The sequence below is a fragment of the Pseudoduganella rivuli genome (genome assembly GCF_009674485.1).
Classification (GTDB): Bacteria; Pseudomonadota; Gammaproteobacteria; order Burkholderiales; family Burkholderiaceae_D; genus Rugamonas; species Rugamonas rivuli_B.
Map to the genome: position 1 here is coordinate 1 of NZ_WKJJ01000055.1, position 1,677 is coordinate 1,677.

The window sequence follows — 1,677 nt, forward strand, 5'->3', positions numbered from 1 at the left end:
AAGCCGCCCTTCTATGAAGTTTGTCCAGGTACGTCAGCAAATTCTTTCCAAACTGTGCTCCGCCTATTCGCCGACTGGCCCGGGGTCAAGGGTGTATCTTCCTTGACGCCGGGGCAGCCGGCATTACGCTGAGGTATGGTGGCAAGGCACGGTTTTAGCCTTGCCACCATACCGACCTGTTTGCGCTACTGCCACCACCATTCTGCTGGGCCAATTCAGGCGAAAGCTCTCGGTCTCTTATCGTAAGGCTGACGCCTTACCACCTTCTATCCGCTGGTCTTTGCCAGCCAGAACCTGCATGCGCTATGCGTTCAGGGACCTCGATTCCAACAAACCCCTTCTACTATTGACGGTTGCTGTGGCAACCAGGGCGGCTTACGGGTTTGTTCACTTCCACCTTACCGGCCTGGCCCGTCGGTCAGGCTGATGGCTCGGTTCTGTTCAACCTGCTTTTAACATTGCTCCGGCTGGTATTGCACCATGCTCCAGGTACTGCCACAGAGCGATCGTCAGCTTTCGCGCCACTGCTACGATCGCGACGCGGCGCATTCGTTTGTTTTGCCCGGTTCCCAAGGTTCGGTGCTTGAACCAAGTTGCCAGCTCGCTTTGCGGCTGATGCCGTAACCAGCCCCACGCCAGTTCAATGAGCAAGGCACGTACCTTGGCGGCGCCGGCTTTGCTGATGCCCTGGTCTTGTTTGCTCTTTCCGCTGTCATAAGGCATCGGGCACAGTCCAACGCAGGCCCCGACCTGCTTCCGGTTCTGGAAGTGGCGCCAGAACAGCTCCAGAACCAGTCTTCTTGCACTGACCGGTCCAACCGCCTTCAGGCGTTGCAGCGTTGCAATGCGCTCTCGCACTGGTTCCGGCAGTTGTTGCTCTATGGTTTCATTGAGCTCGTCGAATTGCCGCCTTGCCAGCTTTAAACGTTCAACTTCCCGCTGGAACCGGCTGAGCATTTCCGCTGGCAGCAAGGCGCCGTCGTAACAGCGCACCTGATTGGTCACCAGTTTTTCAAGCTCGCTGTCATTCACTTGCAGCCATGTCCCTTGCGTCCGCAACAGCTTGCGAATCCGGTCCAGGTGCTGGTTAATCTCTTTTTGCAGCTCCCCGCGATCCCGGATCAGGTGCCGCTGCGCCTCAGCCTCCGGCGATGGAATATGCACCATGTGCATTTTCGAAAGCTCACCCCGCAGCCAACTGCGCAGCCGTTCCACCAGCATGATCGCGTCAAGCCGGTCTGTTTTCGCCCGCTTGGCTTGCTTTTCCACCGGTATGCCGCTCGGATTGACCACATGCGCTTCGAAACCGCGATCGGTCAATGCACGCGCTATCCAGAAACCATCCTGCCCGGCCTCGTACATGAACACGATGCGGATATTCTCGGGCAAGCCCCACTTTTCACGCATCCGGCTCACCGCATCGAGCACCTGCAGCAGCCGTTCCAGCGGTTCTTTGGCACTGACTGTGTGCACCGATGCCTTGGCACGCTGTCCATCCTGAATCGCAACCTTCCAACTGTTGCTCGCCAGCTCCAGCGCAACTGCCAAAATCAATTCAATCGACGTAAAATGAGTTTGAGCCGTTTGCATGATGATCCCCTTATTTGGATTGGTTAGCACCTCCAGTTTAGGAAATCGTTATGCCGACGGCTCTTTCTTTTACATCATAGGTTCTAC

General features: G+C 56.5%; 1 protein-coding gene. It reads right to left on the reverse strand.

Going from position 1 to position 1,677, the window contains the following annotated elements; translation table 11 throughout:
* Positions 1 to 441 precede the first annotated feature (441 nt).
* Positions 442 to 1,590, reverse strand: coding sequence for an IS110 family RNA-guided transposase (locus tag GJ700_RS34645; RefSeq protein WP_154382788.1), 1,149 nt, complete (start codon positions 1,588 to 1,590; stop codon positions 442 to 444).
* Between the last annotated feature and the right edge of the window lie 87 nt (positions 1,591 to 1,677).

Excerpts from the sequence above, each read along its gene's own strand:
- GJ700_RS34645 (WP_154382788.1), bottom strand. The coding sequence starts at position 1,590 with ATGCAAACGGCTCAAACTCATTTTACGTCGATTGAATTGATTTTGGCA.